Source organism: Flavobacterium sp. CLA17, from assembly GCF_013112255.2.
Taxonomy (GTDB): domain Bacteria; phylum Bacteroidota; class Bacteroidia; order Flavobacteriales; family Flavobacteriaceae; genus Flavobacterium; species Flavobacterium circumlabens.
Window position 1 is genome coordinate 1,717,941 of sequence record NZ_CP068294.1, and the last position, 15,320, is coordinate 1,733,260.

Here is a 15,320-nt window from a genome sequence, read left to right on the forward strand (position 1 = left end):
ACTGCGACTAAAAACTAAACCCGGCATTTCGCCAATATTTCCTTCACTTCAGTTTTACAGCTTCCGCAGCCTAATCCTGCTCCGGTATTTTTACATAAATCGGTAAAATTAGTAACGCCGCTTTTTATTGTTTCTTCTATATTTCCTACTCCGACCTGACTGCAGGAGCACACTAATTTTCCTAAAACTGGTTTGGCTGTTGAGCTTCCTCTGAGCAATAAATTTCGTTTGTCGGATAATTCAATTTTGCTTTCAATCATAGTTTTGAATTCGGCAAACTCATTTTTATCTCCCATTAAAATCGCACCGACTAACAAATCATTTTTAACGATACATTTTTTGTAGTATCGTTTCTTTAAGTCGGTAAAAATAATTTCTTCATACGAATCATCGTTTTCCGGAATGGTAATGTCCCCAATACTGCATAAATTGATATCTTCTAATTTCAGGATATTCATTAAAACAGAGCCTTTGTAGTAACTGCTGATATCTCCGGCCAGAAAGTTAGCCAGAACATCTGCCTGTTCTTCGGCAGCAGAGGTGATTCCGAATAGTTATTTTCAAATTCAGCAATTTCTCCAATTGCAAAAATGTCCGGATTTGAAGATTGTAAATACTGGTTTACTTTTACGCCACGCCCGCAGGAAAGTCCCGTTTCGCGTGCAATTTCAATATTCGGAATCGTTCCGATAGTATAAACAATAGCATTGGCGGTTATAATTCTGCCGCTCTTTAAGGCAATTTCAAGTTCGTTTTCATGATCGGTTTCAAAAACAGTACTCACTTCATTATCAAAATAAATCTGAATGTCACGAAGCTGTACTTCTTCGGCCAGTAATTTGCTTGAAATCCGGTCTAACTGACGTTCCATCAATCGTGAAGCCCTTTGGATAATGGTGATTTTTACTTTTTTATGTTTTAAAGCCGCAGCTAATTCCAAACCTAATAAACCACCGCCAATAATAACGACATGTTGTTCTTCAGTTGGCAGTCCTGTGTTGTCCAGATAGGTTTTCAGTCGGTCGGCATCTTCTTTTCTTCTTATTGTAAAACGTCCCGGAAGATGTAATTGTGCGTTCTCCGGAACAAAAGGCCGGCTTCCGGTAGCCAGGATAAGCGAGTCAAATTGATGCAGGCTTCCGTAACTGTCCAGAATTGTTTTTTCGGCCGTATTTATTTTATCAATAGCAACGCCCGCTTTCATGGTAATGTTGAGTTTTTGCAGTGCATCGCCATCTTTTACTTTTAATAACTGCTCCCACGAGAATTCTCCGGTCATGTATTCCGGAAGTAAGACGCGATTGTAAAATGGATTTATTTCATTCGAAAAAACAATAATTTCATCTGTTGTATTAAATTCACGGTAATTTTGAATGAAACGGAAAGACGCTGCTCCGGCACCGACAATCGCAATTTTCTGAAAGGGTTTTACATATTTATTAATCGAAACCGTCGTGTATTTAAAATCGGGTTCCTTAGAAACCGGATCAACCACGGTATTGGTCAGATTATTGGTTCTGTTCAAATCATTGTCAAGTTGTTTTCCCCAATGCATCGGCAGGAAAACGACCTTTTCTTTGATCGAATCGGTTACTTTTGCTTTTACGCGAACTTCACCATTTTTACTGGATACAACTACAATATCCCCATTTTTGATGTCATTTTTAAAAGCATCAATCGGATTAATTTCCAATACCGGACTTGGTGTATGGGTCAGTAATCGGGATACTTTCCCGGTTTTGGTCATGGTATGCCACTGATCGCGGACCCTTCCTGTGGTTAAGATAAAAGGAAATTGCGGACTGGGCTGTTCCGAAGTATTCTCAATAGCCGTTGGTAAATTGAAAATTGCTTTTTGTGAGGGTGTATAAAACTTTTTATCAGTAAAGAGGCGGGGCGTTCCCGGATGTCCGTAATCCGGAACGGGCCATTGAAAAGTACCTTCGGTTTTTAAGCGATGGTAATTTAAGAAGGAAATATCAATATTGGTATTTTTCGTAAGGGCACAGTGTTCTTTATAAATTTCTTCGGCATTGTTAAAATTGAATCCGTGGAAATTCATTTTTTTCGCAAAGCGAATTAAAATTTCAATATCCGGAAGTGCTTCACCCGGCGCGTTGATTCCTTTTGGTAAATACGAAATCCGACGCTCTGAATTGGTCATTGTTCCTTCTTTTTCCAGCCAGCCCGCAGCGGGAAGCAATAAATCGGCAAATTTGGCCGTATCGGCATTGTGTGAAATATCCTGAACGACAACAAATTTGGCATTCTGAAGTGCTTTTTCGATGCGACGGGAATCCGGTAAACTCACTAACGGATTGGTGCAAATGATCCAGACGGCTTTCATTTTGCCCGACTCTAACGCTTCAAACATTTCTGTTGCCGTTAAGCCCGGTTGGTCTGAAATCGAATCCACTCCCCAGAAATCAGCTACTTCCTTTCGATGCTCCGGATTGGCGATGTCTTTGTGTGCGGCCAGTAAGGTAGCCATGCCGCCCACTTCGCGCCCGCCCATAGCATTAGGCTGTCCGGTGAGTGAAAATGGTCCTGAACCCGGTTTTCCTATTTGCCCTGTCAATAATGATAAATTGAGAAGTGCCGTATTTTTATCCACTCCAACAGCACTCTGATTAAGTCCCATTGCCCAGAGCGAGATAAAACCTTTTGCTTTTCCGATAATGTCAGCGGCCAGTTTGATGTCGTTCACAGAAATGCCGCAAAGTTTAGAGGCTTTTTCTAAAGAAGTACTTAAAACTAATTCTTTGTATGCTTTGAAATTTTCAGCATTATTTTTTACAAAATCGTGATCTGCATATCCTTTTTCGATAATGCGTTTGGCAATAGCGTGGTATAAAATGATATCAGATCCCGGAATAATCTGCAAATGCAAATCAGCAAAAGCGGCTGTATCCGTTCGTCTGGGATCAATGACAATGATTTTTATTTTTGGATTTTTCTCTTTGTGTTTTTCAATTCTTCGAAACAAAATCGGATGACACCAGGCCGGATTGGCACCTGTAATCAGGAAAGTATCTGCCTGTTCGATATCATCGTATGCAATCGGTACGGAATCTTCCCCAAAAGTTTTTTTATAACCTACAACAGCCGAACTCATACAAAGCCTGGAGTTGGTATCGATATTATTGGTTTTCAGAAAACCTTTTACCAGTTTATTGACTAAGTAATATTCTTCGGTTAAACACTGGCCTGAGATATAAAAACCAACGCTGTCTGGTCCGTATTTTTTTATAATGGAGGAAAAAACAGCAGCAGCGCGGTCAAGAGCAGTGTCCCAGCTTACCCGTTCGAGCGGATAAGATTTGCTCCCGCGCATTTCCGGATATAAAATCCGGTCTGACGTATCGTTCACTACGTAATGCAGATTCATTCCTTTCGAACATAACATTCCTTTATTGACCGGATGCGCTGTGTCGCCTGTTACCATTACACCATTTTTAGGATCATTGGTTACAATAATCCCGCAGCCAACGCCACAATACGAACAGGTTGTTTTGATTTTGGTATTTTGCATTACAGATTTGTTTTGGTATTACAAGGAGAATGTACTTGTAGTCTGAGTAATTCACGTAATTTAACGTAAACAAAAATAAGTATTTTTACGTATAAATACGTATTTTTTAAATTTTATTTTTAGATTATTCACTAAAAAAAATCTCCTTTGCCGGAACAAAGGAGATGTAGAAAATTAGAATGTATTTATATTTTATTGGAGTTGAAAGTGAAAATCCGCGGATTGACAGCAATCAGTAGCCAATTCCAATTGTTGGTGTGACCAGCGTTTCCGATTTTTCACACTCTTAAATTAACCAACAAGTTTTGTTATTCCGTTATTTATGTCAATTTCCGCGAAATTATGTTTTCCCATCACGATAAGTAGTTTGTTTGTATCATTATAACCTACATATCGTATTTGAGGTTCTCCAAGCTTTGGTTTCCCGCAAACAGAAATTACATTCGTTTGCCATTTCAACTTATTGCTTTTATAGGCAGATATGGTTTGCAAGTCATTTTCAACGTAGTAAATAATGTTGTTTTTTTTAATTCCTCTTTTTTGCGTTTTTGCAAAATTTATTTGTGAGTCTTTTGAAATTAAAGCATCATTGTATTTTTGAGGAATACCAGTTTGAGTTGCAATAAAAGTAAGCATTGATAATTTTAAAAATTGTTTCATAGGATAGAATTGGGGGTTCATAATCGGTTCAAATATAACCAATTAAATCATATAACAATTTTTTGGGAAGTAAAAAAAATACCCTTTTCACGAAATATGAAAAGGGTAAAATATAGATGTTAATTTTGAAGAAAAACTATTTTTTCCATGTAAAAATTCTGGGATTTACAGAAATCATCAACCACGCCCAGTTATTGGTATGTCCGGCATCTCCCGTTTTAAGAAATTCTAAGGTTTCTGATCCGAACATTTGCGAATATCCGCCTGTTAAGGTGATTTCTTTTTTGAAATTAAAGCCGGCAGTAAAGTCAATTTCAGTTCCTAAATAAGAATCAAGTTTTTCTACGGGGGTAATTACGTCAGCGGCAGATAAAAATACATGCGGCATCAAAGTAAATTGCCATTTGTTTACATTGTAATTTAATTTTACAAAGGCATCCTGTAAACCAACATTGTTTAAATGGCCTCCGCCTACATAAAAATAATCCATGTAACCATTAAAAGCGTGGTTCGTTCCAAAAACAGGATTAAAAGATTTAATAACAGTGCTTCCATCATTAGTATTTTTTCCTGATAAGAATTCATACCCTAAACCAGCTTTAAACGACTGGTTTATATTGTACCCAAAATTTGCAGCGGCATTCCAGGCACTTACTTGTCGATCTGTACTTTTTCCGGTTTGTCCGTACAACCAAAAATTAGTGTCTATTTTAGCAGTTTTATAGGTTAAATAAGGTCCGAAAGTTTGTTTGTAATCAACGAGTAATTTTTTATCAATATTGGCATATTCATAACCTGTATTCAACAATAAAAAACTCACTCCTAATTTGTCTAAATTAGCATGGTACCAGGCATATTGCATTGCTTTATAGTTCGCTGCAGTATATGGAATCTGTAACGTATTTTCTGCATCAGAATTATAAGCCCCGCCAAAATCCAATTGTTGTTTTTGAGTATGAAATGAAAACGTTAATGCATCGTGGCTCTGTCCTTGTTGTGCCCAGTCGATTTCTCCCAGAATACGCTGGTTGTCATACGAAAGCACCTGGCGTCCCATTCTGACACTCCATTTTTCAGTTAAATCATATTGTGCCCACGCTTCGAAAACAGCAACACCATTTTTGTCAGCGCTTGCAGTAGTTGCAACATCTCCCCAGGTTCTGGTATTCTGAAAGGTGAGTTTTACCGTAAACTGATCTTGTTTGTAATTAAAATTTAACCGGGAACGCTGTGAAATCTGCGAAGTCCCTTCCTGTCCTTCCGGAAGAAGTGTTTTATATCCGTTTCGATATTCAAAACGAGGCCTTATCTGTAAGTTTACCTCTAATTCCTGACCGTGAATTTCGAAGCTAATTCCTATGAGTGATAAAATAATTAATTTTAGTTTTTTCATGATTAACGGATTTAATTTAGGGAGGCAAATTTTGAAGTTTAATGGCTTTTCTCTATGATTTAGAGCATAATCATTTGCATTATTGTCTGTCAATTACCTTTGCTAAAACGGGTTGTTTTTCATTCATGATCTTGGTGATGGTATAGTGCATCCAGGTCAGGCAAATTGCTGAAAAAATTAAAATAAAAATCCATGAACTGGACCAGATTCCGGTTGCAGTCAGTAAGTATCCGAAAATTATAGGTCCAAAGAAACCTCCCAGACCTCCAATCATTCCGACCATACCTCCGACAACGCCTACTTCGGTAGGGAAATATTCCGGAATATGTTTGTAAACTGCCGCCTTTCCGATTCCCCATGAAATTCCGATTAGAATGACCAGCACCAGGAAAACCCACATATTGGCATCAAACTTTATGACGGTAATTCCTTTAGCCAGCAGTTCTTTTTTCTTTACGGTCTGATTTTGTGCTACAACAACCTGCTGCCAGGAGGTTCTGGTAGGGAAAATGGAATTTTCGACACCATTTTCTTTTTTCCGGGCAATTGCAAATTCAGTTTCGCCAATCTTAATTTTTTCGTTGGAAACAGAAGTGATAGTTCCTTTTTTAGTGGCAAGAACGCCGGCGCCCGTGGTTGTAATTTCCATTTTCGGAATCATCAGTAAAGCACTTAAAATAACGGAGGAACTTAAAACCCAGTACATCACTTTTCGGGCGCCGAATTTATCCGATAAATAGCCTCCGAATGCCCTGATAACACCGGAAGGTAAACTGAAAAGCGTGGCAAATAAACCGCCCATCACTAAACTGGTCTGATAGACGTTCATGAAATTGGGCAAAAGCCATTGGGAGTAGGCTACAAAACATCCAAAAACTAAGAAATAGTACGCTCCAAATCGCCAAACCCGGGCACTTTTTAAAGATTGCAGCATTTGTGAAACCGTTTTGGTTTGGTTTTCTATTTTTCTATTTTTAGCGAAAATTAAAAAGGTTACTCCAATTACAAGAAGTGCGACAGCATAAAGTACCGGAAGTATTTTCCAGCCGTTTTGGGGATCTTCTACAGAGAAATGATTCAATAAGGAAGGAGCTAAAAAAGTAGTTATGGCGGCGCCTGCATTTCCCATTCCGAAAATACCTAAAGCACGGCCCTGCCATTCTTTCGGATACCAGATAGAAGTATACCCAATTCCGACGGCAAAGCTGGTACCGACCATTCCGAAAAAGAAACTAAGTAAGGCAAACATAAAAAAACTATCGGCCAGGGGAAGTAAAAACAGCGGAATAGAGCAGAGGAGCAGTAAGAAGGAAAAAACGTATTTCCCGCCATATTTGTCGGTCAGGATTCCGATTGGTAAACGCATGATGGAACCGGTCAGAATCGGAATTCCAAGTAACCAGCCTACCTGTACAACGCTCCAGTGGAAAATACCGTTATCGACCAAAAAGGTAACTAATACACCATTTAGAGTCCAGCAGGCAAAACATACCGTGAAGGCCAAAGTATTCAGAAATAGGATCTTGTGTGATTGTGATAAAGAGTTTGTGTTTTTCATAGTACTCAGATTTGTTTTATCAAATATAAGTACTATATAAGTATTAATACGTATTTAAAATTAAGTATTTTTATCTAAGTGAATAGATTTGCCAACATCACAAAATTGATTCTCTATTTTATTAAAATACTATTTTCAAGAGGTGATTTTTATCTTTTATATAGAAATTACAGAAGCGAATATTCAGTTGCTTTATTAGAAAGTTCCATTAAATTCTTCACTTTCAGCTTTTTCATTAGATTAAAACGATGCACTTCAGCAGTACGTTTACTAATATCAAGGGCTTCGGCGATTTCTTTGTTTCCTTTTCCGGACAATAAAAGCGTCAGAATCTCTTTCTCTCTTTTAGTAATCATCATTTCTTCGCCTATTGTTGGCTTAGGTTCTAAGGAATTGGAAGAATTGGTCAACTGATTGATCAGGATAGAGGAAATATCCCCGCTAAAATATTTTCCGCCTAAAGCAACCGTGTGTAGTGCTTTTAAGAATTCTTCTTTGCTTGAACCTTTCAGTAAATAACCGTCGGCTCCGGCTTTGATGGATTTAAGTACGTACTCTTCAGATTCGTGCATAGAAAGCATGATAATTTTCAGGTTGTTATTATCATTTCTAAGTTTTTCTACTACTTCGATACCCGTCAGGTTAGGCATACGAATATCTACTATAAGTAAGTCGGGTTTGCTGGCTGCAACTACTTCAAGAGCATCAGCTCCGTCAATCGCTTCTCCTACAACCTCAATGTTTGCTTCGTTTTCCAGTAAAGATTTTATTCCATCTCTTACAAATACATGATCATCTGCGAGAACTACCCGAATTATATTGCTCATCTTTTACTTAATTTTGATTCTGAATGTTTACGTATTTTCATCTAAAGAAGATGCTAAGATACGTAATTTTTGAATTTTAAATTCCAAATTCCAAACTTTATCATAAGTAGTAAATTCCAATCCCGAAGCGTCGGGATAAATTCCAAATTCCAATTGTAGAATGTGTAAACTTTATCTGGTTTGAAATTTAGGTAAACTTTAGTTAGCGTAAAATTTGTCATTTTGAGGAACGAAAAATCACACTAGAAGCTCGGCAAAGATTAACGATCCTTGTAACGGATTTTCTTGTGTGATCTCTCCCTTGTCGAGATGACAAGATTACGTGTAATTGGAATTTGGAATTTTAAAAATTGGATTTTTATATAGGTATATTAAAAGTAATCCTCGTCCCTTCACCCGGAATAGATTTGATAAAAACGCGTCCGTTAATGTATTGGACTCTTTCCTTCATGAATAACAAGCCCATTCCGGATTGGCTGTTTCGTTTTTTGTCAACAGCGCTAATGTCAAAACCTTTTCCGTTGTCGTCGACAATAACACTGAGTAAAGTCTGGCTGTGGGAGAGCTGGACAATAATATGGGAGGATTCGGCATATTTTATGGCGTTGTTAATCGCTTCCTGCGTCAGACGGTAAATGTTGATTTCTATTAAGGAATCTAAACGCTGGTCGAAATCGGTTTTATTATAAAAAAGAATTTCTTTCCCGGTCAGTTTTGAAAGTTCCTGCGTTAGTTTCGAAAGGGAGGAAACAATACCGTGATCGTTTAATTCCGGAGGCATTAAATTGAAAGTGGCCGTGCGGACCCCTTTGATGATATCGAGAGATAGTTTTTTTAAATAGTCAATTTTCTGGGCCGATTTTTCTTTATCCTCCAGATTGATGCTTTCCAGACTAAATTTCAAACCCGTAAGCATCTGCCCAATCCCGTCATGAATTTCTTTGGCAATCCGGTTTTGTTCGTTTTCCTGATTTTCGACAATCCTGCTCGAAATAATCTTTTGCTGGTTGATTTTTTCGGTGCTGTTTTCAATATTCAGTCGTTCCACTTCGCGTTGTGCTTTTTTGCGTTCCGTGATATTAAAACAAATAATTAAAAGCTCTGATTCCTCTTTTTTGATGGTCACCGGAACCATAGACAGATCCAGCCAGATATTTTGCCCTTCTTTATTAATGATATTAATTTCACCCTGCCAGCCGCTGCGCTGTTTCTCAGAAATAAGGCGGTCTATGTTAAGCTGCTCCTTCTCCTCTGTGGTTAAAACGTGTGAAAATGTTTTGTGCGAAGAGAATTTGGTGTAATTTAAAAGTTTGGCAAATTTTTCCCCAATATGAATGATCGAGCCATCAGGCGCAATGCGGCAATACAAAAGTGTATTTTCCATTGCATAATTGAGCGATTTTAATTCTTTAACCGAGTTTTCTTTTATCTCACTAATGATTTCAGTATCATACGCCAGTTTTAAAGCTTTTTTTTCAGAAGATAAAAGCTTGGCAATGAGTTTCTCGATTTTTTTATTGGTAGGTTTGAAGATGAAGAAAAACTCCATCAGCAGCACAAATAGGGTAAAGGCAAAAATCCAGTATTCTGTTTTACGCTGCTCGGTCACTTTTTCGTGCGCTTCAAGATCATACTGGCTTACGATTTGGTTCATTTTCGAAAGAAAAATGCCTTCGCTTTTCAGGATACTTTGAACTAACTTTTGATTATCTGCCAGTCTTTGTTTATCTTTTAAATTTAGCAGAAACGAATCTGTGTCCTTTGAAATACTATTAAAAATCGGATTGATATCTGCATATAATTTACGGAGCGTTTCGCTTTTTTCTTTTGGGAAAGCCAAACTCTCGCTGCCGTTTTTGAGTGCATTTTGTGTGGTTTTCCAAAGTTCCAAAACACGCTTCAAATGCAAAATTTGTTCGGCAGATGCCGCATCAGAAACATAATGCAAAATCAACACCTCTTTGACAATTTTCTGACTCAGCATTCTTTGCTTCCCGGAGATATTGATGATTTTAGAATCGCTTAACTGTTGTTTTAGGTTGTATTGCACTAAAACCTGACTCAAAATGATGGTGATCGCAATAGTCCAAAGCGCAAAAAAATACAGGCGGCGTAAATTTTTGAAAGTAATTTTATCTGCGGCCTCCTGATTGCTTTTTTTCATTCGAAGATATGATTTGTCTTTTCTAGGAAAATGGAATTTGCTTTTAGCTTATTTCATTTATGAGATTACAATCCTAAAGACGCTTTTATTAAGTTTAAGTTTTCTTCAGAGTAGTTGATTTTCAGGGCTTCCTGATGTCCTTTGTCAGACATTTTATCCCAGGTTTTTTTGATGATGTTTTTAAGTTTCTCTTCATCGTGTTTGTGAACAAACGGGTCGAGATAATATTCTAAAAATACCAGACAGATTACATCTTCCAGTAATTGGGTTTCGGCATCTTTTTTAAGTAATTTTTTTTCAATCAAAAAAGAAACACGATCTCTGAAAGCGCTTTCGTAGCCTGCTTTTTCCAGTATTTCAGCGGTAGTTTTAGCATGAAATTTTTTCAGGTCCTCTCTCCATTTCAAATAACCGACACGATCCATTGGGTACGATTCGCGTGCTACTTTCCATCGGCAGATATGCTGTGCTTTTGAAGCAATCTGAACTTCTTCAGAGGCTTCCGGTTCAAACTGCATCAGCCTTTCGTACATCCTGTTCGAATACAATAATTCTTTCGGATATTCCGTATTCTGATGGGATTCGATGTTAGGATCCTGCGCATTTTCGGCATCAATCCATTCGCTTGCTTTTTGAAAAGGTGTAGTCATTGTTGGTCAAATAATATATTTTCAAATATACGGAATTAACTTTTTAAAGCTTTACTAATTTTAGACAGTGAGAAAGACAGGTTATTAATTTTTTGAAAAAATACCTGCTTCATTTACCGAAAATCAAAAAAACAGTTCCTATAGTTTTGTCATTTCGACGAAGGAGAAATCTTCATGAGTAACTCCGCAAAGATTAAAACTTTGAACTGATATTTGCTTTTGATAATAGAGTTTCTTGCGAAGATTTCTCCTTCGTCGAAATGACAAGATTGTGTAAAATCAATCAATAAAACCAACAAACACTTCGTTTTCCACCACTTTAACAGGGTAGGTTGCAATTTTAAAATCGTCTCCGTTTAAGTTAGAACCGTCTACTAAAGAAAACGTCTTTTTGTGCATCGGACAGGCGATTTTCGGAATATCATCTGCAGATCCGGTCATTCCTCTTGCTAAAACCATTTCCATTTTATGCGGACAGGCATTTTGGCAAGCGTACCATTCGTTGCGTCGGGCGAAATTGAAAATAGCAATCTGTTTGTTTTTGTATTTGATGCAGCCGCCGCGATTAGTAGGGAAATCTTCTACTGAACCCGCTTTAAACCAGATTGTCGCTTCACTTAGCTGTACGGTTTGATATTGATTTAAGATTTCTTCCATTTAAATGTGTTTTAAGTTGCTGTTTCTTATCCCTCGCTTTACCATCAGGATGTTATGATGCTGCAGTAAAAAGAGGGTAAGAAGGGCAGCAAACGTTTTTTTGATTTTTTTTTTGGGAGCTTATATTTAAACACACATAGATATCTTTTGAAAGGCTTACTTCTTTTGCCACAGATAAAAGGATTAAAAGATTAATCATTCTAATCTGTGAATCCTGATAGCTATCGGGAGTAGCAAAAAATAACTCCGTAACTTTAAATCTATGTTTCTATGCTATGTATTTAAAATTATTTTCACGACCAGGCTTTTGGCATTTTCTGATCTCTTAACGGTACAAAAACAACATTATCATCTTTCTCTTCAGAATTCACAAAGTGGTTGAAACGTTTTAATAATCTTGGTTTTTCAAGGACTTGTTTCCATTCGCACTCAAAAGTGCCTACTAAAGCCGCCATTTCAGCTTCTAAAGTTTCGCAGATTCCGAGGCGGTCTTCGATAATTACTTCTTTCAGATAGTCTAAGCCACCGTCCAGTTTTTCCAGCCAGGTGGCAGTTCGAATCAGCGGACCGGCTGTACGGATATAGTACATTAAAAAACGATCCAGATATTGAATGACGGTTTCTTTACTGATTTGTTCTGCCAGTAAAACAGCGTGTTTTGGGTTTGCACCACCATTTCCGGCGATATATAAATTCCAGCCTCCTTCAACAGCAATCAGCCCGAAATCTTTTCCACGTGCCTCGGCGCATTCCCGAATACAGGCCGAAACCCCGCCTTTTAATTTATGCGGCGAACGAATACCTTTGTATCGGTTTTCCAGTTCAATGGCAAATCCGGCACTATCATCCATTCCGTAACGGCACCAGGCATTTCCGACGCAGCTTTTTACGGCGCGAAGTGATTTTCCGTACGCATGACCGCTTTCAAAACCATTATCAATTAAAATTTTCCAGATTTTTGGCAAGTCACTCAAATGGGCTCCGAATAAATCAACACGCTGGGCGCCGGTTATTTTAGTGTACAAATCAAACTGTTTGGCGACTTCACCGATTACGATTAATTTTTCAGCGGTAATTTCACCACCGGCAACTCTTGGAACGACAGAATACGTTCCGTTTCGCTGAATATTGGCTAAAAACCGGTCGTTTGTATCCTGAGTAGTAACATGTTTATTAGCCGTATCATTATAAATACTGGAGAAAATGGAAGCGATTACAGGTTTGCAAACTTCACATCCGTCACCCGAACCATGATGATCAATAACATCATAAAAGTTCTCATATTTATTGATTTTTACCAAATCGAATAATTCCTGGCGGGTATAATTAAAATGTTCGCAAATAACATCTTTTACTTCTTTGCCCAGTGATTTTTGTGTTGCTTTGACCAGATCCGAAACCATAGGTTTACAGCCTCCGCATCCAGTTGTTGCTTTCGTTTGTTTCACGACATCTGAAAAACCGGAACAGCTTTCGTCCAGAATTTTGCAGCAGATAGCTCCTTTGGTCACATTTTCGCAGGAACAGATTACGGCGGTATCCGGCAAATCCATAACGCTTCCTAAAGACGAACCTTCAGAACCGTCACGTGAACCTAAAATCAGATCTTCCGGATTTTTAGGTAAAGCCATTCCATTGCTGAAAATCTGAAAAAGAGAATTGTAATCACTCGAATCACCTACCAAAATGCCACCCAGCAGGGTTTTAGAATCTTTAGTGACATTGATTCTTTTGTAAACACCACTTAATTTATTTTCATAGATAATAGCGGTAACATTTTCATTTTCGATAAAGGGATCACCAAAACTGGCCACTTCAACACCAATTAATTTCAATTGTGTAGACATGTCGATGGTTTCCCTCATGGTTTTAGAACCCTTTAAGATTTGCTCGGCGGCTACATCGGCCATTTCGTAACCCGGAGCAACAAGTCCGTAAATGTTTTGATTGTAAAGTGCTGCTTCGCCAATCGCATAAATAGAAGAATCTGATGTCTGCATCTGATTGTTTACCACAATTCCGCCTCGTAAACCGACCTCAAGTCCTGAAACTCTGGCCAATTCGTCGCGAGGTTTAATTCCGGCAGAAATAACCAGCATGTCCACTTTCAACAATTCATCATCGGCAAACATCATTCCTGTTATACTTTCCTTTCCATCAATATATTGTGTGGCTTTGTTAAGGTGAATTCCAATGTTAAGCTCTTCTATTTTAGACTGAAGCATGTCACTCGCGCCTTTATCCAGCTGTCTTGGCATTAATCTTGGGGCAAATTCAACTACATGCGGATTCAGGCCTAAATCACGAACTGCTTTTGCAGCTTCAAGACCTAACAAACCGCCACCCAAAACTGCCGCTTCTGTAGCACCTTTTTGTTTTATTTTTTTGGCGTAAGCCATAATAGCATCCAAATCTTCTATAGTGCGGTAAACGAAAACACCTTCTTTTTCTACTCCGTCAATAGGAGGTACAAAGGCAGAAGATCCGGTTGCGAGCACTAAGTAATCGTACTGATGTGTTTTTTCTAAATGCGTATGTATGGTTTTATCTTCCCGGTTAATATCTGTAATTAATTCAGAAGTGTTCAAAGTAATATTGTTTTCTAAGTACCATTCGCTCGTTGATAGCGATAAGTCATCTGCTGTTTTTCCTCCGAAATATTCGCTTAAGTGAACCCGGTCATAAGCACGCCTCGGTTCTTCACCAAATACGGTAATCTGATACTTTTCCTGTCCTGATTTTGCAATGAATTTTTCACAAAACTTGTAACCCACCATTCCGTTCCCAACTACTATTACTTTAATCATAGCTTCTTTAATTAAGTATTACTAGGCAAATATAAGTATTTATACGTATAAAAATACGTATATATTTTTATTTTTGTAGTATTTAACGGTTTATGTTAGTACGTATATTGTCGTAATCTTTTACGTAGTGGGGGTTGAGAGAATTTATACCGGGAGAATTATTGTAAATTTGAAAAGATTCTAAATAAAGATTTCGAAAAAATATTGTAAATTCATAAGAATTTTACAGCTTTTTTATTGCTGTGAAATCTTACTTAACATAAAATGCTATGAAAAAATTACTTTCAGTATTGCTATTGCTTTCATTAATACCAGGTTGTAAATCTACAGCCCAAAAAAATTCAGATACAAAAGAAACTACTTCTGAATACGGAACCCAGGAAGATCAAATGAAGTATTATTTTACAGCAACCGGAAACGAACCATTTTGGGGATTAAAAATGGGAAGAGAGGGTATTGAATTTACCTCTTTAATCACAAGGAAAGAAAAGCTTATTTTCCCGGCAAGCGAGGCCATAAAAGCGATGGATGCCAATGTAAAAATGTATAAAGTTGTTAATGAAACAGCGACTGCCACAATTTCAATTCAGCATATGGAATGTCAGAATTCGATGTCCGGAGCCATTTCTCCCTATAAAGTATCAATTGAAATTAAAAATAATGATGAACTTACTTTTACAAAATTAGAAGGCTGCGGCCATTATAATACGGATTATCGCCTTCATGATATTTGGGTTTTAGAAGAACTAAACGGATTTAAAGTTTTTGTAACCGATTTTCAAAAGGAATTGCCAAGGATCGAAATCAATGCTGCGGAAAATAAATTTATGGGTTACGGAGGCTGTAATGCAATCAGTGGCAGTATTTTTTATGAAAAAGAGGTACTAAGATTTTCAAAAGTGATTTCGACCATGATGGCTTGCGCTCCCGGAAATAAAGAAGATCAAGTTATTAAAGCACTGCAAAATACCAACACATATACTATTGGCAATAACAGATTAACGCTTTCCAATCCTTCCGGGAAACTTTTGGTTTTTAGGAAAGTTGATTAGATTAACTTGATTTTAATGTT

The 15,320-nt window shown here is 37.6% G+C and carries 9 protein-coding genes and 1 pseudogene; 1 reads left to right on the top strand and 9 read right to left on the bottom strand.

What is annotated here, in order from left to right; all coding sequences use genetic code 11:
• Nucleotides 1–14 precede the first annotated feature (14 nt).
• The 9 genes and pseudogenes from HAV12_RS07585 to nirB form a co-directional block, all read right to left on the bottom strand.
• Nucleotides 15–3,532: pseudogene (locus HAV12_RS07585) on the bottom strand (molybdopterin-dependent oxidoreductase).
• Nucleotides 3,533–3,823: 291 nt separating this feature from the next.
• Nucleotides 3,824–4,192, bottom strand: a complete 369-nt coding sequence (locus tag HAV12_RS07590) for a hypothetical protein (protein WP_132034923.1) — start codon at nucleotides 4,190–4,192, stop codon at nucleotides 3,824–3,826.
• A 136-nt stretch (nucleotides 4,193–4,328) separates the two neighbouring features.
• Nucleotides 4,329–5,585 (bottom strand): alginate export family protein, encoded by a 1,257-nt coding sequence (locus HAV12_RS07595; protein WP_171569119.1) that lies wholly within the window; start codon nucleotides 5,583–5,585, stop codon nucleotides 4,329–4,331.
• A 79-nt stretch (nucleotides 5,586–5,664) separates the two neighbouring features.
• A complete protein-coding gene (locus tag HAV12_RS07600) occupies nucleotides 5,665–7,143 on the bottom strand; it encodes a nitrate/nitrite transporter (RefSeq protein WP_171569120.1) in 1,479 nt (492 codons plus the stop codon).
• Nucleotides 7,144–7,310: 167 nt separating this feature from the next.
• Nucleotides 7,311–7,970, bottom strand: coding sequence for a response regulator transcription factor (locus tag HAV12_RS07605; protein WP_171569121.1), 660 nt, complete (start codon nucleotides 7,968–7,970; stop codon nucleotides 7,311–7,313).
• A gap of 358 nt (nucleotides 7,971–8,328) precedes the next feature.
• Complete coding sequence (locus tag HAV12_RS07610; protein ID WP_171569122.1) at nucleotides 8,329–10,134, bottom strand: ATP-binding protein; 1,806 nt, start codon at nucleotides 10,132–10,134, stop codon at nucleotides 8,329–8,331.
• Between the two features lie 65 nt (nucleotides 10,135–10,199).
• A complete protein-coding gene (locus tag HAV12_RS07615; protein ID WP_132034933.1) occupies nucleotides 10,200–10,784 on the bottom strand; it encodes a DUF4202 domain-containing protein in 585 nt (194 codons plus the stop codon).
• A gap of 279 nt (nucleotides 10,785–11,063) precedes the next feature.
• Nucleotides 11,064–11,441, bottom strand: coding sequence for a nitrite reductase small subunit NirD (gene nirD / locus HAV12_RS07620; RefSeq protein WP_171569123.1), 378 nt, complete (start codon nucleotides 11,439–11,441; stop codon nucleotides 11,064–11,066).
• 293 nt (nucleotides 11,442–11,734) lie between these two features.
• Nucleotides 11,735–14,248 (bottom strand): nitrite reductase large subunit NirB, encoded by a 2,514-nt coding sequence (nirB, locus tag HAV12_RS07625; protein WP_171569124.1) that lies wholly within the window; start codon nucleotides 14,246–14,248, stop codon nucleotides 11,735–11,737.
• 269 nt (nucleotides 14,249–14,517) lie between these two features.
• On the opposite strand from nirB, the gene HAV12_RS07630 reads away from it, so the two are divergent.
• Nucleotides 14,518–15,300 carry an META domain-containing protein gene (locus HAV12_RS07630; protein WP_171569125.1) on the top strand — a complete coding sequence of 261 codons (783 nt, stop codon included), beginning with the start codon at nucleotides 14,518–14,520 and terminating at the stop codon, nucleotides 15,298–15,300.
• Nucleotides 15,301–15,320 lie beyond the last annotated feature (20 nt).

Bases quoted from the DNA above. Each gene is read 5' to 3' on its own strand.
- nirB (WP_171569124.1), bottom strand. From the start codon at position 14,248: ATGATTAAAGTAATAGTAGTTGGGAACGGAATGGTGGGTTACAAGTTT.
- nirD (WP_171569123.1), bottom strand. From the start codon at position 11,441: ATGGAAGAAATCTTAAATCAATATCAAACCGTACAGCTAAGTGAAGCG.
- HAV12_RS07630 (WP_171569125.1), top strand. From the start codon at position 14,518: ATGAAAAAATTACTTTCAGTATTGCTATTGCTTTCATTAATACCAGGT.
- HAV12_RS07615 (WP_132034933.1), bottom strand. From the start codon at position 10,784: ATGACTACACCTTTTCAAAAAGCAAGCGAATGGATTGATGCCGAAAAT.
- HAV12_RS07590 (WP_132034923.1), bottom strand. From the start codon at position 4,192: ATGAAACAATTTTTAAAATTATCAATGCTTACTTTTATTGCAACTCAA.
- HAV12_RS07610 (WP_171569122.1), bottom strand. From the start codon at position 10,134: ATGAAAAAAAGCAATCAGGAGGCCGCAGATAAAATTACTTTCAAAAAT.
- HAV12_RS07595 (WP_171569119.1), bottom strand. From the start codon at position 5,585: ATGAAAAAACTAAAATTAATTATTTTATCACTCATAGGAATTAGCTTC.
- HAV12_RS07600 (WP_171569120.1), bottom strand. From the start codon at position 7,143: ATGAAAAACACAAACTCTTTATCACAATCACACAAGATCCTATTTCTG.
- HAV12_RS07605 (WP_171569121.1), bottom strand. From the start codon at position 7,970: ATGAGCAATATAATTCGGGTAGTTCTCGCAGATGATCATGTATTTGTA.